Source organism: Pauljensenia sp. 20925_1_25 (assembly GCF_041433955.1).
In the GTDB taxonomy this organism is placed as follows: domain Bacteria; phylum Actinomycetota; class Actinomycetes; order Actinomycetales; family Actinomycetaceae; genus Pauljensenia.
In genome coordinates, this window is record NZ_JAPWCL010000017.1 from 40,663 (window position 1) to 57,919 (window position 17,257).

Consider the following 17,257-nt stretch of genomic DNA (forward strand, 5'->3'; position numbering starts at 1 on the left):
GCGCGGGACACTCACTGGAGCCCCGCTTCCAGGACGGCCCGGGCGACCGGGCCGGCCACGTCTCCGCCGTGCGGCGCGGGAACATTGTCGTCACCTTCGACGATGACGGCAAAGGCGATCTGGGGGTTGTCTGCGGGGGCGAAGCCCATGGCCCACGCGTTCGCGCGGTCGCCCTCGCCGGTCTCGGCGGTTCCGGTCTTGGCTGCCACCGACACGTTGGGGATGGCCATCGGGGTACCGGAGCCGTACGGCTGGGAGACGACGGCCTGCATCATGCTGGTGAGCTTCGAGGCTGTGTCGGCGGAGATCGGCCGACCGGCGTCCGTCGGTTTGGTCTTACGCATGGTCTGGTTGTCAGCGTCGACGATCTGCTTGATCAGGTAGGGCGCCATCATCTGGCCGCCGTTGGCGATCGTCTGCGCGACCTGGGCCATCTGCATGGGAGTGGTCTGGACCGTGTACTGGCCGATTGCGCTCATGGCGAGCTGTGCGCGGTCCGCGTCGGAGGGGAACACGGAGGGGATGACCGTCAGCGGGATTTGCTGTTCATGATCGAAACCGAAGCGGTTTGTGACGTCCGTGAGTTGCTGGTTCGTCAGCTGCTGGGAGGCCAGCACGAACGTTGTGTTGCACGAGCGTGCGAATGCCTCGGTCAGGGTCGGGTTGCCGTCGCCACAGGTCGAGGATTCGATGTTGGAAACCTGTGTGACCGTGCCCGGAAGGGTTGTTGTTACGGGCGAGGCCATGTGAGTGTCCGGATTGGCAATGCCATTCTCGATCAGGGCGATGGACGTGATGACCTTGAACGTCGAGCCGGGCGCGTAGCGTTCCGAGATCGCGCGGTTGAGCATCGGTTTCCTCGGGTCGGCTTCCAGCGCCGCGTAGGCATCGCTCACCGAGCCCCCGTCGCTGGAAGCCAGCGTGTTCGGGTCGAAGGTCGGGGAGGAGTAGAGGGCGAGGATCGCGCCGGTCTTGGCGTCCAGTGCCACAACGGCACCCTTGCGGTCACCGAGCGCGGTGGCTGCCGCCTGCTGCATGGAGGCGCTCAGTGTCAGCTCGACGCCGCCGCCCTGGCGCTTTTCGCCCGTCAGGAGGTTGCGCAGGCGCTGCCCGAGCAGAGTCTGAGACTGGCCGTCGAGAACGTCCGCCTCAGCTTCCTCAATGCCGGTTGCCCCGTAGCCGATTGCTGAAAAGTAGCCCGTGGCCGATACGTAGAGGGGACCCTCGTCGTAGACGCGTGTGTAGCGATTGGAGTCCTCTTCGAGTTCAGAGGAAGCGATCGCCGTTTTTTCCACGATGATGGGTCCGCGGTCGACTTCCGCGGCGTGGCGGGTCGTGCGCACGTTACGCGGGTCTGCGTTGAGCGAGGGCGCGGAAATGAACTGCGTGTTTGTTATCGCCAAGCCCAGCATGGCGAACATGATCAGGACGACGACGAAGATCTTGCGAATCTGTGCGTTCATGCGTTACTCGTTCACCCCCAGTGCCGCCGGAATACCGGAGTTCCACGGGGACTGCGTGGACGCCGGGCGGCGGGCAGCGTCTGACACGCGGATCAGCAGTGCGACGGTTATCCATGAGGACACCATTGAGGAGCCACCGGCCGCCAGGAACGGTGCCGTCAGGCCCGTCAGCGGGATGAGACGGGTGATGCCACCGAGCACCACGAAGAGCTGGACGGCCAGCGAGAAGCTTAGACCGGTGGCCAGAAGCTTACCGAATCCGTCGCGCACCGTCAGGGCTGCGCGCAGGCCGCGCTGGATGAGGATCAGGTACAGGATCAGGATCGCAGCCATGCCGGTGAGGCCCAGCTCCTCGGCCAGGGAGGAGAGAATGAAGTCGGAGTTGGCCAGTGGAACCTGGTCCGGATATCCGCGTCCCCATCCGGTACCCATGAGGCCGCCCGATGCCTGGCCGAAAATACCCTGCGCAAGCTGGTAGGAACCGCCGTAGTAGAACTCGGGTTCGAAGGCGTGCAGCCAGCCGTTGAAGCGCGTCTGCACGTGGGAGAAGAAGCGGACGGCGAGGGCGACGGCGGGGGCGAAGAGCGTGAAACCGATGAACAGCCAGGATACGCGGTTGGTGGCCACGTACAGCATTGCGACGAACAGGCTGAAGAAGAGCAGCGACGTGCCAAGGTCGCGTTGGAGAACGAGGATCGCGATGCCGATGAGCCAGACGATCATGATGGGGCCGAGGTCGCGGGCGCGCGGTAGGCGCATGCCCAGGAATTTGCTGCCGCCGATCGCGAGATTGTCACGGTTGGTGACCAGGTATCCGGCGAAGAATATGGCGAGCGTGATCTTGACGAGCTCACCGGGTTGGATCGAGACGGGACCCAGGCGGATCCACACGCGCGCGCCGAAGGTCTCCTGGCCGAGGCCGGGGATCATCGGGAGGAGCAGCAGGAAGAGGGACAGTGCGCCGAAGGTGTAGGTGTAGCGGCGCAGCATGCGGTGGTCGCGTAGCGAAATCAGGATGATGGCGGCGACGACGATTGCGATGCCCACGAAGAGTGCCTGCTTGTAGCCGACCTCGGCCTCGTCGTTTTTCGCGTAGGACAGGTCCAGGCGGTAGATCATCGCTAGGCCCAGGCCCGTCAGTGCCACCGCGATCGGCAGGATGACGGGGTCCGCGTAGGGTGCCAGGAAGTGGATGCCGACTTCGCCGATGATCGCAAGGGCGATGAGTACCCCGATCTGAGGGATCAGGTTCGCGGGCAGGGTTTTCGTCAGGTTCAGTGAGGAGAGTACGTAGCCGGAGATGCCGACGGCCAGGGCCAGGGCCGTGAGGCCTAGCTCGAGGAATCGGCGCGGCTTAGCGGGGGCGATCGAGACGGTTGCCATCAGAAGTGTTCTCCGCTCTGGGCCCCGGATTGTACCTCACCCGACTGCGGGACGGGTCCGATGTGCCCGGTCGGAGGCGTGACGGCGGAATGCTTGAGGCCCTCAATGTACTCGTCGATTTCCTCGCGGGAGGAGCGCAGCACCGGAGTGTCGAGGCGTTGGCGGTCCACGGGGGACAGGTCCGAGAGTGCGACGTCGGAGACTTCGACGGCGTGGGAGAGGCGCCAGGGGCCGATGGCCTGGGGAATGCCCTGGTAGATGACGACGTATCCGTCCTGGCCGATCGCGTAGTACTGCGTTTGCGTCCACTTCCAGGACAGCCAGGACGCGGCTACCACGAGGACGGTCATGAGGGACACGAAGATGGGGGTCCACCAGGAGGTGCGGGGCTTGAGTTCGATGGGACTAGCGTCATAGTCAGCACCGTGGCCCGAGGCCTTGGCTCCTAGTGCGGCCGCGCGCGCAGCCGCTCCCTGGCCGCCGCGCGACTTGGCGTTGCGGTCGATGGCAGCGGCACCGACGATCTGCGGGGGTGCGGGCGGGAAGGATCCGGCGGGGACGATGTCCGCGATAACGCACGTGATGTTGTCGGGTCCACCGCCCAGGAGAGCGAGGCGGATGAGTTCTTCGGCGCATTCGCCGGGGTCGGCGAAGTCAGCCATGACCTGGCCGATCGTCTCGGGGGAGACGAGGCCGGACAGGCCGTCGGAGCACAGCATCCAGCGATCACCGACGACGGCCGTGCGGATGGTTTCATCGGGGGACACGTCGGCCTGCGCGTCGCCGAGGATTTTCAGGACGACGTTGCGGTTGGGGTGGTGCTCGGCTTCCTCGGGCGTGATCTGGCCGGTGTCGACCAGGTATTGCACGAAGGAGTGATCGGTCGTGACCTGAGTGAGCGTGTCGCCGCGCAGCACGTAGGCGCGGGAGTCTCCGATGTGGACCATGGCCAGGCGGTTGCCGGAGCGCATGAGGGCGATGCAGGTGGTGCCCAGGCCTTCGAGGTCGCGGTCGCGGCTCGAGCGGTCGGTGAGTTCCTCGTGGGCGTCGAGGAGGGCCTCGCGCAGGAGGGGCAGCATGGAGTCTGCGGGGTGCGAGTCGGTGTCGAGGGGGACCAGGTGCGCGAGGGCAACTGATGACGCGATGTCACCGCCGGCAGGCCCACCCATGCCGTCGGCGAGGACCAACAGGTTCGCTCCGGCGTAGCCGGAGTCCTGGTTGTTGGAGCGCACGAGGCCCACGTCAGAGCGGGCGGCATAGTGGAATTGAACGGCTTTCCCTGGCATATCAACCCACCAATTCGAGAGTTGTCTGGCCGATGCGGATGATATCGCCGATTCTGAGTTGACGCGGTTGCATCAGGCGCTCGTCGTCGATAAACGTGCCGTTTCGGCTCGAGAGGTCCTCGATCCACCAGCCGTCGGCCTGCGGAGTGAGCGCTGCGTGGCGGCTGGAGGCATACTCGTCTTCGAGCACGAGGGTGCACGCGGGGGAGCGACCGATGACGATGGGTGCTTCGCCGAGGGGCAGCATGGTGCCGACCAGCGGCCCGCCGGTGACAAGGAGGTCTTTGGGCATCAGCGGGTTGGTGGAGGTCCGCTTCGTCTCCTTGCGCCGGGTGCGCGAGGCCTTGCGCCGGGAAGCGGCCTTGTCTCGTCCCTTGCCGCGTGGGGTGACGACGGTGCCGAAAATGTCGCGTCGCAGCGTGTTGACGGCTGCGAGCACGAGGAGCCAGAGCAGCACCAGGAACCCGATGCGGAATACGGTAAATGCGAGGTCAGTGGTCACTTCATTAAACTCCGCTCTGGTCAGGATGCGTCCAGAAGAGGATCTTGGTACGTCCGATAACGATCTGGTTGCCGTCGAGCAGGGTTGCTGCATCGATGCGATGGCCTTCGACAAAGGATCCGTTGGTGGAACCCAGGTCGGTCGCGATCACTCCGGTGGGGGTGATGCGAAGTTCGAGGTGGCGGCGCGATACGCCGGAGTCGTTGACGACGATGTCGGCTTCGGAGCCGCGACCGATGACGGTGACGGGTTCGGTGAGCAGCCATTTGTCGCCGTCGATGTCGATGATGGGGTGTTCGGGGGAGGCGGACGAGGCAGTGGCGGGAGCTGCGGCACCCCTGCGGTTTTCGGCGGCGACCTTCAGGGTGCCGGCGGCTTCGGTCGAGTCGGCGACGAATTCGATGCTGACGGGGCCGAGGAGGGAGTAGTCGTTGTTGGAGGCGTGCTCGGTGGCCTGCTGGGCGAACTCGTCGGCGAGGACGTCGAGGGAGGCTTCGAGAGAGAAGAGGTCTTCACGTGAGGCGTAGACGGTGAAGTGGTTCGCTGCGATGATGCGCGAGGCGGAGACCTCCTGGACGGAATCGTCCATGGCGCGGCGGATCGCCGTGGTGATGTCCACGGGCTTGATCCCCGACCGGAACACGCGTGAGAAGGCGCCATTGACGCCCCTCTCCACGGCATTCTCGAAGCGGTCGAAGATACTCATAGTCGTGCTCTCCTCATTCCCCCGCGCTGTGCGCGACGTACGGTCGGTGTGGAAGCTATTCCGCTCCCGGTCCCAGTCTAACTGCCGCGGGTGGTGCTGTGGTTGTAAGTAGCGGGATGTTCGCGATCGGCTGCCCCTCTATCTACTTGGTGAGATGCGCGTTATGACGGGGAATACTCCGACATGATGCGCCTGGGGCATATGGTGTGCTTGTTGCATGTGTGACATTAAGTGTGTGAGAGGTAACAATGTGTAGGGTTCTGAGTAGGTGGGTGTCATGTTGGTCCGCACTTGGAGCGCGGTCTAAGTCTACTGTCGTCCTCTTGTTGGGGTGTGGTGAGGGCGGGTCTGTACGTGCTCGTGCGGGGAGTTAACTGGGGGAGTGGTAAGGGCGTGTGGAGAAGTTGTCGATCATGGGTCAATTAAAGGGGAAAACTGGAGGGTAGTAAACCTCAGTAGTTGGGCGCAAGTGCTCAGGTAGCCCCATAATTCTACCGATCACCTGCACCTTCATCAACCAGCTGCAGGCCTCAAACCTGCGCCTCAACAAGAGCCTTGATGCGGTTGATGACGGGATGATCGATAGCATCACTGTCACCTACCGCATCACCGTGACCAGCGATGGAAACGCTAATAACGAGGCCTGTGCGCCTGCTCGCCCTCGCCGCGGGATGTGGCTGGATGCGCCGCAGGGAGTATGTACTGGCCAAGTAGTCACGCATCGTGATGTCGCCCATCGTACGGGGGTGTCCGCCATACGGCGGACACCCCCGTTGTGCTGCGGCACCCCCTGACGACGCCGCCGGGCCGCGCACATACAACGCGGCCGGGCTGCATGCAGCCCGGCCGCGAGTCGGCAGGATCAGAAGTCCCAGTCCTCGTCCTCGGTGTCCACGACCTCGCCCATCACGTAGGACGAGCCGGACCCCGAGAAGAAGTCGTGGTTCTCGTCCGCGTTCGGGCTCAGGGCCGCCAGGATCGCGGGGTTCACGTCGGTCGCGTCGTGCGGGAACAGGGCCTCGTACCCCAGGTTCATGAGTGCCTTGTTCGCGTTGTAGCGCAGGAACTTCTTGACGTCCTCGGTCAGACCCAGCGGATCGTAGAGGTCCTCCGTGTACTGTTCCTCGTTCTCGTAAAGCTCGTACAGCAGCGAGTACGTGTAGTCGCGCAGGTCGTCCTGGCGCTCCTCGCTCGACTCATTCACGGCCAGCTGGTACTTGTAGCCGATGTAGTAGCCGTGGACGGCCTCGTCGCGGATGATGAGGCGGATCAGGTCGGCCGTGTTCGTGAGCTTGGCGTGCGAGCTCCAGTACATGGGCGCGTAGAAACCCGAGTAGAACAGGAAGGACTCGAGCATCGTCGAGGCGACCTTGCGCTTCTCCGGGTCGTCGCCGTCGTAGTACGACTTGATGATCTCAGCCTTCTTCTGCAGGGCCGCGTTCTCGTTCGACCAGCGGAAGGACTCGTTGATCTCCTCCGTGGACAGCAGGGTGGAGAAGATTGACGAGTAAGACTTGGCGTGCACCGACTCCATGAACGCGATGTTCGTGTAGACGGCCTCCTCGTGTGGGGTGCGCGCGTCCGGGATCAGCGACACTGCGCCGACTGTGCCCTGCAGCGTGTCCAGCAGGGTCAGGCCCGTGAACACGCGGTTCGTCATGAGCTGCTCGTCCTTGGTGAGGGTCTTCCAGCTCGGCAGGTCATTGGAGAGCGGAATCTTCTCAGGCAGCCAGAAGTTGCCCGTCAGGCGATCCCAGACCTCAAGGTCCTTGTCGTCTTGGATCTTGTTCCAGTTGATGGCCTCGAACACGGGCTCGGTCGCCATGGGGGCTCCTCTATGTGCGGTGATGGACGGATGAGGCCGGAGTTGCCTCGCGCTGCTCCCACCAGGATACCCGTGGGCGCGTTTGTCGGGGTCACGTAGTGTTGCGTTTTAAAGCGCATCGTGGCTGCGTGCCGCACAGGACCGCAGAATCCTGGGATTGTCTGGACGAGGTCATGCCCAAGAGCATGGGGTCGGTATCCTATCCGCGTGACGATGCCCACCTTCGCCGACGCTGAGGCCGCGATTGCCGCCCGCGACTACCGGGCGGCCCTGAGCATCCTCGAAGCTCTCGACGTGGTCGGCGAGGACGCCTGTTACCGGCGCGACATTCAAGCCGCCGCCTGTGCCGACCGCCTACCGCACCATGCTGCGCCGCGTGCGCACCGTGCTGACCAATGCCTGGAAGGGTGCCGCCATCGCCGCCCTGTGCTGCGGACTCTTCTACCTGTTCGTCGCCCGTGGAGTCTTTCCCGGTGCCCGATGGGGAGTCTTCCTGCTGTACGTCGCCGCCATCGTCAGCGTCTACTTCTACGTGGGTCACCAGATCGCCACGTTCAACCGGACCCTGCCGCGAGGCGTGCGCCTGACCTTCATGCGCTTCTGCACCCGATTCACCGAGCTGGGTGGCCGCGTCTTCCTCTTCATGCGCATCTCCCTCATCTCCGGCTTCTTCCTCATAGCCTTCATGAACGGCATCGGGTAAGCCGCCCGCCGTCGCATTCGGGGCGGAGATGAGGCAAGCAACCGGTAGGCTTGCGGGCATGACCAATCCCCTCATTGACTCCCTCACGGCCGTCGTCGCCGAGCGACCTGGGGACACGCCTCTGCGCCTGCACCTCGCCGAACTTCTGATCGCCGACGGGCGAGGTGCCGACGCCGTCCCCCACCTCGGTATCGTCCTCGCGTCCGAGCCGACCAACGAACGCGCCACCGCCCTCATGCGCGCCGCACTCGGTGTGCCCGCCCCCGGTCACGAGGCCGTGGCACCCTCCGCTGCTCCCGCGCCGACTGCGCCCACCACCGCTGCGCCCACACCCGCTTCACTCGCACCCGCTTCACCCGAGCCGAGCGTGCCCACGCAGGCCACCCAGGCCTCGGGCAGGAAACCCGAAGAGGCGACCCCGGCCTCGTCGAACAAGCCAACCCGGGAAAGCGAGACCCAACGCTTCGACTGGCGCAGCGCCGAGGAACAGGTCGGCGGCCCCGCGCCCGCCTTCGTCAACGGTGCCGAACCCGTCTACAACGAGGCACCGCCCGCCGCCGAGGACGTGTGGGACGTCGAAACCGCCACCTCCACCCTGGCCGACGTCGGCGGCATGCAAGACGTCAAAGACCGCCTCAACATGGCGTTCCTGGCACCCCTGCGCAACCCCGAACTCCGCAGGCTCTACGGCAAGAGCCTCAAGGGAGGACTCATGCTCTACGGCCCCCCGGGATGCGGCAAAACCTACATCGCGCGTGCGCTCGCAGGCGAGATCGGTGCATCCTTCATCAACGTCACCCTCACCGACATCCTCGACCAGTTCATCGGCAACTCCGAAGCGAACCTCCACTCCCTGTTCGTCACCGCCCGCAGGCACGCACCCGTCGTCCTCTTCCTCGACGAGATCGACGCCATCGGGCAGAAGCGCAGCCAATCCACCAGCGCCGCGTGGCGAGGCGTCACCAACCAGCTCCTCATGGAAATGGACGGCATCGGTGCCGACAACGAAGGACTGTTCATCCTGGCCGCCACCAATACGCCGTGGGACGTCGACCCCGCCCTGCGCAGGCCCGGGCGCTTCGACCGATCCGTCGCCGTCCTGCCGCCCGACGCGCCCGCGCGCCACTCGATCCTCTACCACTACCTGAAGGACAGGCCCATGGAGGGGATCGACCTGGGTGTCCTCGTGCGCCAGACCAGCGGATTCACCGGCGCGGACCTGGCCCACCTGGTCGACAGCGCCGCCGAGTTCGCCATGATGGACTCCCTGCGCACCGGCACCGTCCGCATGATGACCATGCAGGACTTTACGAACGCCCTCAAGCAGGTGCGCCCCAGCGCGGGTCCGTGGTTCGCGTCGGCGCGCAATATCGTCGAATACGGCAACCGTGACGGCCAATACGACGACCTGGCCGCCTACATGAAGGCCAACAAGCTGCTGTGACCACCCTTCCGGGTCTGCCCCTGCCGACGAAAGGACACGATGTCAGGCGAAAGCTCCGCCCATGAGCAGATTAAACGCGCCCAGGCGCTCATCGACCTTGGGCGACAGGAACAGGCCGTCGAGCTCCTTGTCACGATCCCGCAGACGACCCCTCTTCTCGTTGCGGCCGTCAACTGCTTCCTCGCGTACGCCTTCGCGGGATTGGGCAAGAAGGACGAGGCGTACGCTTGCGCGCGGCGAGCCCTCGAAGCAGAACCCAACAACGACACCGCGCTGTTCTGGCTGGCCATCGTCGAGCCGGACGACGCGACCGCCCTTCAGCACACGTCACGCCTGATCGAACTCGATCCCGACTGGGTCCCGTACCAGTCCCTTCACGCGATCAGCCTCTTGCGCAACGGTCGGAAAGAAGAAGCCGAAGCCGTCGCGCGTGAAGCCGCACGTCAAGCCCCGGAAGACGTCTACGTGCTGGGCAACCTCGGGGATGTCCTCCACGATAAGCGCTCCCCGGAAGCCGAACAGGTCTACGCGCGCATCCTCGAGATGGAACCCGACGACCTTCACGCGCGCAAGGCACTCGCCCGGATCAAGCAAAAGGACGAGGCCGACGAGAGCGCCCGACTCTACACCGACATCCTCGCCACAGACCCCGACCAGGGCGGTGTTGCGCTCCAACTTAACTGGATGGTCTTCGGGAACATGCTCAGCGCGTGCGTGTACGTGTTCACTCGGTACGCTGTCGCGTGGCTCTTTGCCGGCCTGGTGTATGCGGTCGGCCTGCGCACGGTCGCCGTCGTGATCGGTCTGCTTGCTTCCCTCACCTTTGTGTCTCGCGTGGCCCGATCCTTCAGGTCGGACACCGCGAAGCTCGGCAAGGCCCTCGGGATGAGTCCCCGCGCAGCCTTCATCAGGATCTACGGAAAGCTCCCGGTCAGCTCGATCATGGCGACACTGGCCACTATCATGATGACCCTGCCTCCGCTCATCTGGGCGGTCTTGGCGCTCGTGGGGAGGGCCTCGTCGTGGTGGGCGGCCGTGGGTCTCCCGATTCTCATCATGGCCTGCGGCTGGGGCCTGGCACACGCAGCCGTCTGGGTCGTTCGGACGTATCAGCGCTGACGGGCACGCAGCACAGACCCCGCGCAAGACACACGCCAAGGCGTGCACACACGCCCGCGCGGCCGCGGCACCCCGATACCGGAGCGCCGTCAACCGCGCGGATCGCACATTGCTCGCCCAGGCCTCGTACGGCCCGGCACCGCACGTCTACGCGCCGGTCGGACAGCTGCCCCGCCCCTCGCCAGCGAGCGTCGCCACAGTTGCAACCGCCTCCAGGACACCGAGAGCCAGCCCCTGCCTCGTGTGAGCGAGACGAACGCCCGCGGCGCGGCGGCGCTCACCGCGGCGGAACAGCCAACGCTCCACGGCCACCGTCACGACCGCCGACCCCAGCACCGCGCCCGCCAGGACAGCCAGCTCGCGCGGCTCCGCCTCCGTGACCCCATCGAGCGGGTCCTCGGTCTTTGCCTCCGAGCAATCCATCTCATCGTCGTACGGGGGTAGCTCGTCTCCTTCGGGCATGAGCGACACCAACGACCAGCCCATCGCGCCGAGCAGACCCACCTTCACGAGGCCGCGCAGCGGGCGCGAGCGCACGACATCGGGCAGCGCGTACCAGGCGATGGTCGCCCCCGTGCCGACCGCGAGGCCCGCGGCGCGCGTCGGTGTTATCGAGAGGTTCAGGGGGCAAGGGCAGGAGCAGGGCGAGGTCATGGTCAGTCCTTTCACAGAGCGTCGCTGAGCGGGTGGCGGGGGCGTCGAATGCACGCGGGTCAGTCCGCGAGCAGGTCCAGCAGGTGAGAGACGACTTTTCCGCCCGAATAGGCGGATCCGTCGTGCTGGTACTCGTTCGTAATGTAGTGGTGGGCGCCGATCAGGTCACCCGTGTCCAGGGACAGCTCGCGCGGCACGAACATGTCATCGTAGTACACGGCAGCGGCCACCGGTACCGTGTTCTCGGCCAGAACGTCCGGCAGGTACACGGGGGTGGCCTGCGTCGTCGAGGCGAGGATCTCGGCGACGCCCTTCAGCGGCGCCAGGCCCGGGTCCTCGTCGAAGACGCGGCGCATGAAGTGCTCGCCCGTCAGGTAGAACGGCTCGCTCTCGTCCAGCGGGTCCGCGTCCTTCGCGAAGCCCGGAATCTCCTCAGCCAGTCGATCCGCCGCCCAGGCCGTCGCCGTGCCCGCCAGAGACGGCGTTGCGCACGCGTAGATGTACTCCTGGAACACGCCGTAGATCGGCGCGACGTCCACCTGCGAGCCGATGGCTGCCAGGAACTGGGACGAGAGGCGGCGCTCGCCTCGAACCGACGTCCACGGACCCTCGAGCAGGTAGTGCAGCTGATCCGTGTTGCCCTGCCCGCCCAGCATCATGCCGATCATGCGCAAGCGCGCGGGGGACAGGCGCTCACCCGTCGGCAGCGTCTCCTCCGTGTTCGCCAGGTGCGCGCACAGCTCGCGCACCGTGCGCTCGTCCCCGGGATGGCGGCGGAAGTACGCGCGGTTGCGCGCCGCCGTACGCTCATACGTCAGGCGGTAGATGTCATCCACATGGACGAGGCCGGGCAGGCCTCCCGTGATCAGGCTGGCCTTCAGGCCCTGGGGAGCCAGCGACAGGTACGAGGTCGTGATAAAGCCGCCGAAAGACTGGCCGAGCGTCGTCCACGGGTCATCGCCGCACAGCTCGCGGCGCAGCGCCTCCGCGTCGTAGACGATCTGGTCCTGGCGGAAGTGGCGCAGGTACGCGGCCTTCTCCTCGTCCGTGTCCAGGTGTGAGAGCGCCTGGGCATCCATGCGGGTTGACTGGCCCGTGCCTCGTTGATCGAGGAGCACCACGCGGTAATCCTGCAGGAGACGATTCATCCACCCGCCCGTGAACGAGCCGAAACGCGGGCTCGGGTAGCCTGGGCCGCCCTGGAGGAACACCGCGTAGGGGGAGTCCTCGCGGCCCTTGCGCACGACCTCGCGGGCGAACACCTCGATCGTCGGGTTGTCCGTGCCGACGGGGCGCAGATGATCCAGGGGGACCTGGAGGCGGTGCTCGTAAACCGTGTGACCGTGGTGAATGTACGACTCTGTGTGCATGGACACAATGGTAGCGGTTTTGGTGTGGTGCCGTTGTCCTCGGTTTTGTCGGGCGCTGTCGGGCCAGGCTGCTTGACGTGCCCGTGGGTGGCGACCCGCCCGCCCTATCCGCCCGCGCGGGTCAGAGCCAGTTCAGCAGCGCGATGTAGGCGACCGTTCCGGCACCGACGCTCCACAGGAGCTTGCGGCCGGACAGCAGGTGCACGACGACGGTGATGCCTGTGGCGACCAGTGCCGCCCACCAGCGTCCGCCCGCCACCTGCATGCCCTGGGACAGCGTCGAGAGCACCAGGATCAGCATGATGCCCGGCGGCATCCACACCGCCATGTCGGAGACAAAGCGCGAATCGCGCAGCGGCTCGAGGATCTTGAACGGCAGAGCGCGCAACGTAAAGTCGATAACGAAGACGATCACCAGGAGCGCCAGCAGGTAGCCCAGCGTCGGAGTCACTGTGCACCCCCTTCGGGAGTCGCCTGCCCCTGCCCATCGGCCGAGGCGGGAGATTCGGGGGAGTGGAGGATGCCTCGGCGATGAAGGACGTGACGACCCGTGAGACATGCGACGAATAGCAGGAGCGCCACCAAGAGGCGTTGCGTCGGCGCCACCACCATGGCCACCGCAAAGGATGCGCCGGCCAGGAGGACCGAGGGCAGTGCGCGCCTCGTGCGCGCCGCGTCCAGCGTCAGTGTGATGAACAGGGCTGTCAGCGCGAAGTCCAGGCCCTCGATCTGCGTGGGGATCAACGACCCCGCGAACACGCCCACCAGGGCCGATACGACCCACGTCAGATTGAAGAGAACCTGCATTGTCAAGAGCCGAGGCTTCGTCCACCCGTTAGGGCGGGCGGCGGTCAACGCGTAGGCCTCGTCCACGAGGGCGTACATCGAGAAGAGGCGCGCGAAACGCCCCTCGATGACGTGCAGCGGGAATGAAAACGCGAAAAACAGGAGGCGGAAGTTCACCAGCAGCATCGTCACAGCGATGACGGCCAGTGGCGTATTTTGTGCTGCCAGGGTGACGACGAGCAGCTCGGCCGACCCCGAGTACGCGGACAGGGACAGCGCCGGAGCCAACCACCACGGCAGACCCAGCTGGATGACGAGAACGCCGTACGCGAGGCCTAGCGGGATGTATCCGGCGGCAACGGGCGCGGTAATCCGCAGGCCTTCAAGGATTTCGTAGCGGGTAGGCTTCGCCGGCACGGGGAAGTTCACTGTGCGCGGGAGCTTAGGCATGAGTGCAATTCTTGCGCGCTGATCCAGCCAATTGCGAGCGGGCGCACCATAGCATGACGGTTTTCACGTTTTTCTGGGTCCTAGGTCCTGGCGCGGAATCCTGCGGATTGGCAGGACATCTGTTTGTCACATAGTTTCAAAATTGGAAACGCCCCTCGCGCATGCGCGCTCGTAATGGAAACATCAGTGTCAAAGCCAAGTATGCACCTCGGCATTGTTCATTCAAACCCGCAGATCAGGAACCCTCATGAGCGCCACGAACGCACGCACAACGCCATTCCGTCGACTCGCTACGGCCGCCGTCGCCGTGCTCGCAGCCCTTGGCATGGCTGCATGCTCCGGCGGCGCGGGCTCCTCGGCCTCCTCGGGCACTCAGGTCGGCGACCGCAGCCCCGAGCAGATCAAGGAAGCCGGCGAGATCGTCATCGGCATCTTCTCGGACAAGGCCCCCTTCGGCTACATCGACGCCAACGGCAAGCCCGCCGGATACGACGTCGTCTACGGCGACCGCATCGCCGCCGACCTGGGCGTCACCGCCAAGTACGTCCCCGTCGACGCCGCCGCCCGCACCGAGGTCCTCGCCTCCAACAAGGTTGACATCACCCTCGCGAACTTCACCGTCACGCCCGAGCGCGCCGAAAAGGTCGACTTCGCGAATCCCTACTTCAAGGTCTCCCTCGGCGTCGTCTCGCCCACCTCAGCCGAAATCACCGACGTGAGCCAGCTGGCCGACAAGACCCTCATCGTCACCAAGGGCACGACCGCCGAAGCCTACTTCGAGGCCAACCACCCCGAGATCAAGCTCCAGAAATACGACCAGTACTCCGACGCCTACCAGGCCCTTGAGGACGGCCGCGGCGACGCCTTCTCCACCGACAACACCGAGGTCATCGCCTGGGCAATCCAGCACCCCGGCTTCAGCGTCGGCATCAAGAGCCTGGGCGACACCAGCTACATCGCGGCCGCCGTCAAGAAGGGCAACACCGCCCTCCTCGACTGGCTGAACAACGAACTCGTGGACCTCGGCAAGGAAAACTTCTTCCACAAGGACTACGAGCAGACCCTCGCCCCCGTCTACGGTGACGCCGCGACCCCCGACGACCTGGTCGTCGAAGGCGGCGTGGACACCACCTCCACCAACTAATGCAGGCACGAGGCCGTGGCTCCCTGACGGGTTCCCCCACCGCGGGTGATCGCCCGGCGCGGCCACGGCCTCGTCCCTTCGTGTGCATATGAATTACGAGATTCTGGCGCGATACGCGCCCCTCTACGTCGACGCAGCGATCCTCACCCTGAAGATCGCGGCTATCGGTATCATCGGCTCCCTCGCGCTCGGCCTCCTCGTGGCTGCGATCCGGCACTACCGGATCCCCGTCGCCACCCAAATTGCCGCCGCCTACGTCGAACTGTCGCGTAACACGCCCCTGCTCGTGCAGCTCTTCTTCATCTACTTCGGCCTGCCGCGCGTGGGCGTCAAGTGGAGCGGCGAGACCTGCGCGATCGTGGGCCTCATCTTCCTGGGCGGTGCCTACATGGCCGAGGCCCTGCGCTCCGGACTCGACTCGATCGCCACCATTCAGTGGGAGTCCGCGTCGGCGCTCGGCCTCACGCGCACCCAGACACTGCGCCACGTCGCCCTCCCTCAGGCCATCGCGACCTCCGTGCCGCCGCTGGCCGCCAACGTCATCTTCCTCATCAAGGAAACGTCCGTCGTCTCCGTCGTTGCCTTGCCCGACCTCGTGTACGTCGCGAAAGACCTCATCGGCATGTCCTACAACACCTCCGAAGCGCTGATCCTCCTGGTCCTCGCCTACCTGGTGATCCTCCTGCCCGTGTCCATCGCGGCCCGACTCATCGAAAAGAAGGTGCGCCGTGGCGGATTTGGGAATTAACGTCATCTTCGAAGGCCGCAACCTCGTGCGCATCCTCGAGGGCCTCGGCGTCACCGTCGGCATCTCCGTGATGTCCGTCGTGCTGTCCCTGATCCTCGGCGTCTTCGTCGGCCTCGGCATGCGCTCACGCTGGCGAGCCCTGCGCTGGCTCATGCAGCTCTACCTCGAGTTCGTGCGCATCATGCCCCAGATCGTCCTCCTCTTCGTCGCCTACTTCGGACTCACGCGCGTCGCGGGGATCAACCTGGATGGCATCACCGCGTCCGTCCTCGTCTTCACCCTGTGGGGCGGCGCCGAAATGGGCGACCTCGTACGAGGCGCGCTCATCGCCATCCCGCGCCACCAGTACGAGTCCGCCTACGCTCTGGGACTCACCCCGAAGCAGACCATGCGCCGTGTCATCCTGCCGCAAACCCTGCGTAGGCTCGCGCCCCCGGCCGTCAACCTCATCACCCGCATGATCAAGACGACGTCCCTCGTCGTCCTCATCGGCGTCGTTGAAGTCCTCAAAGTCGGACAGCAGATCATCGACGCCAACCGCTTCAACTACCCAACCGCCTCGCTGTGGATCTACGGCCTGATCTTCGCGCTGTACTTCCTCATCTGCTGGCCCATCTCGCTCCTCTCACGCCACATGGAGAAAACATGGCAGAACTGACCTCCAGCACCGCGGCCTCGCCCGAGCGCGCCACGTCCTCGTCCGTGGAAGACCCGCAGCTGCGCCTCGTCGACCTCGACAAGACCTACCCCGGCGGACACCACGCCCTGCGCGGCGTCTCCCTCGACGTCGCCGACGGTGAAGTCGTCGTCATCATCGGACCCTCCGGCTGCGGCAAGTCCACGCTCCTGCGCACGATCAACGGCCTCGAACCCATCAACTCCGGGCAGATCCTCTTCGACGGGACCGACCTGGCGGCCCCCGGCGTCTCCTGGCCCGAGGTTCGCCGCCGCATCGGCATGGTCTTCCAGTCCTACGAACTCTTCCCCCACCTCACTGTCATGGGGAACCTGACGCTCGCCCCCGGCCTCGTCGCCGGAGAATCGCGCGCCGACGCGAGCGCGCGGGCACAAAAACTGCTCGAACGCGTGGGCCTGGCGGACCGCGCCGACGACTACCCGCGCCAGCTCTCCGGCGGCCAACGCCAGCGCGTCGCCATCGTGCGCGCCCTCATGATGAACCCCGAGATCCTCCTCCTCGACGAGGTCACCGCCTCCCTCGACCCGGAAATGGTGCGCGAGGTCCTCGACGTCGTCCTCGAGCTGGCGCGCACCGGCATGACGATGCTCATCGTCACCCACGAGATGGGCTTCGCACGCGCGATCGCGGACCGCATCGTCTTCATGGACGAGGGCCGCATCGTCGAGGTCGACCCGCCGCGCAAGTTCTTCGCGGACCCGTCCTCGGATCGCGCGCGCAAGTTCCTCGACATCTTCAGCTTCGAGGGCGCCAAGCTCTAACGGATTGTCTGGTCGTTGACGCCTGTGGGCGACGGCCCGCCCGCGAGATCGCCACACGCGAGCCTAAAGGCTCGGAGTGATCGATCTCGAAGCCCGGCCAGGCCCTGCCGCCGCCCACGGGCGCCGCGGCCAGGCTCAGTAGTCCATGCGCTTCCACCGGTGCCCTCCAGGCAGCAGGGGACCGGCGTGTCATCTCGAAGCCCGGCCAGGCCTTGC

Annotated in this window: 17 protein-coding genes; 7 read left to right on the forward strand and 10 right to left on the reverse strand. The window is 65.5% G+C overall.

Going from position 1 to position 17,257, the window contains the following annotated elements:
* Positions 1 to 11 precede the first annotated feature (11 nt).
* The 6 genes from O3932_RS08095 to nrdF form a co-directional block, all read right to left on the reverse strand.
* Positions 12 to 1,463: a penicillin-binding protein 2 gene (locus tag O3932_RS08095; protein WP_009647443.1), complete on the reverse strand. Its 1,452-nt coding sequence runs from the start codon at positions 1,461 to 1,463 to the stop codon at positions 12 to 14.
* Between the two features lie 3 nt (positions 1,464 to 1,466).
* Positions 1,467 to 2,846, reverse strand: a complete 1,380-nt coding sequence (locus tag O3932_RS08100) for an FtsW/RodA/SpoVE family cell cycle protein (protein ID WP_009647447.1) — start codon at positions 2,844 to 2,846, stop codon at positions 1,467 to 1,469.
* On the reverse strand, positions 2,846 to 4,132 hold the full coding sequence (locus tag O3932_RS08105; RefSeq protein WP_371537574.1) for a PP2C family serine/threonine-protein phosphatase: 1,287 nt from the start codon (positions 4,130 to 4,132) through the stop codon (positions 2,846 to 2,848). Before O3932_RS08105 ends, O3932_RS08100 begins: the two co-directional genes overlap by 1 nt.
* Before the next feature lies 1 nt (position 4,133).
* Positions 4,134 to 4,634 carry an FHA domain-containing protein gene (locus O3932_RS08110; protein ID WP_009647439.1) on the reverse strand — a complete coding sequence of 167 codons (501 nt, stop codon included), beginning with the start codon at positions 4,632 to 4,634 and terminating at the stop codon, positions 4,134 to 4,136.
* 4 nt (positions 4,635 to 4,638) lie between these two features.
* Positions 4,639 to 5,340, reverse strand: a complete 702-nt coding sequence (locus O3932_RS08115; RefSeq protein WP_009647442.1) for a DUF3662 and FHA domain-containing protein — start codon at positions 5,338 to 5,340, stop codon at positions 4,639 to 4,641.
* Between the two features lie 862 nt (positions 5,341 to 6,202).
* Positions 6,203 to 7,165 carry a class 1b ribonucleoside-diphosphate reductase subunit beta gene (nrdF, locus tag O3932_RS08120; RefSeq protein ID WP_034504317.1) on the reverse strand — a complete coding sequence of 321 codons (963 nt, stop codon included), beginning with the start codon at positions 7,163 to 7,165 and terminating at the stop codon, positions 6,203 to 6,205.
* A 343-nt stretch (positions 7,166 to 7,508) separates the two neighbouring features.
* Between nrdF and O3932_RS08125 the strand changes: the two genes are divergently transcribed.
* From O3932_RS08125 to O3932_RS08135, 3 genes are read left to right on the forward strand one after another with little or no spacing between them, the layout of a single operon-like run.
* On the forward strand, positions 7,509 to 7,868 hold the full coding sequence (locus O3932_RS08125) for a hypothetical protein (protein WP_371537577.1): 360 nt from the start codon (positions 7,509 to 7,511) through the stop codon (positions 7,866 to 7,868).
* Between the two features lie 58 nt (positions 7,869 to 7,926).
* Positions 7,927 to 9,312 carry an AAA family ATPase gene (locus O3932_RS08130; RefSeq protein WP_009647444.1) on the forward strand — a complete coding sequence of 462 codons (1,386 nt, stop codon included), beginning with the start codon at positions 7,927 to 7,929 and terminating at the stop codon, positions 9,310 to 9,312.
* Positions 9,313 to 9,351: 39 nt separating this feature from the next.
* The gene (locus O3932_RS08135) at positions 9,352 to 10,431 is read left to right on the forward strand and encodes a tetratricopeptide repeat protein (protein WP_371537581.1); all 1,080 of its coding nucleotides are present in this window, start codon (positions 9,352 to 9,354) and stop codon (positions 10,429 to 10,431) included.
* A 147-nt stretch (positions 10,432 to 10,578) separates the two neighbouring features.
* Here the strand turns inward: O3932_RS08135 and O3932_RS08140 are convergent, their stop codons facing one another.
* From O3932_RS08140 to O3932_RS08155, 4 genes are all read right to left on the reverse strand, one after another.
* Positions 10,579 to 11,085: a peptidase S9 gene (locus O3932_RS08140; RefSeq protein ID WP_371537584.1), complete on the reverse strand. Its 507-nt coding sequence runs from the start codon at positions 11,083 to 11,085 to the stop codon at positions 10,579 to 10,581.
* Between the two features lie 59 nt (positions 11,086 to 11,144).
* Positions 11,145 to 12,455 (reverse strand): alpha/beta fold hydrolase, encoded by a 1,311-nt coding sequence (locus O3932_RS08145; protein WP_371537586.1) that lies wholly within the window; start codon positions 12,453 to 12,455, stop codon positions 11,145 to 11,147.
* A 121-nt stretch (positions 12,456 to 12,576) separates the two neighbouring features.
* Entirely contained in the window at positions 12,577 to 12,906 is a 330-nt protein-coding gene (locus O3932_RS08150) for an AzlD domain-containing protein (protein ID WP_314567776.1), read from the reverse strand.
* The gene (locus O3932_RS08155) at positions 12,903 to 13,691 is read right to left on the reverse strand and encodes an AzlC family ABC transporter permease (protein ID WP_314736543.1); all 789 of its coding nucleotides are present in this window, start codon (positions 13,689 to 13,691) and stop codon (positions 12,903 to 12,905) included. Before O3932_RS08155 ends, O3932_RS08150 begins: the two co-directional genes overlap by 4 nt.
* Positions 13,692 to 13,938: 247 nt before the next feature.
* On the opposite strand from O3932_RS08155, the gene O3932_RS08160 reads away from it, so the two are divergent.
* The 4 genes from O3932_RS08160 to O3932_RS08175 all read left to right on the forward strand — a co-directional run bounded on the left by O3932_RS08160 (position 13,939) and on the right by O3932_RS08175 (position 17,041).
* Positions 13,939 to 14,835 carry a cysteine ABC transporter substrate-binding protein gene (locus O3932_RS08160; RefSeq protein ID WP_371537590.1) on the forward strand — a complete coding sequence of 299 codons (897 nt, stop codon included), beginning with the start codon at positions 13,939 to 13,941 and terminating at the stop codon, positions 14,833 to 14,835.
* 88 nt (positions 14,836 to 14,923) lie between these two features.
* Positions 14,924 to 15,583 (forward strand): amino acid ABC transporter permease, encoded by a 660-nt coding sequence (locus O3932_RS08165; protein ID WP_299239322.1) that lies wholly within the window; start codon positions 14,924 to 14,926, stop codon positions 15,581 to 15,583.
* Entirely contained in the window at positions 15,564 to 16,241 is a 678-nt protein-coding gene (locus tag O3932_RS08170) for an amino acid ABC transporter permease (protein WP_371537592.1), read from the forward strand. Before O3932_RS08165 ends, O3932_RS08170 begins: the two co-directional genes overlap by 20 nt.
* The gene (locus tag O3932_RS08175; RefSeq protein ID WP_371537594.1) at positions 16,229 to 17,041 is read left to right on the forward strand and encodes an amino acid ABC transporter ATP-binding protein; all 813 of its coding nucleotides are present in this window, start codon (positions 16,229 to 16,231) and stop codon (positions 17,039 to 17,041) included. Before O3932_RS08170 ends, O3932_RS08175 begins: the two co-directional genes overlap by 13 nt.
* The last annotated feature ends 216 nt before the right edge of the window (positions 17,042 to 17,257 follow it).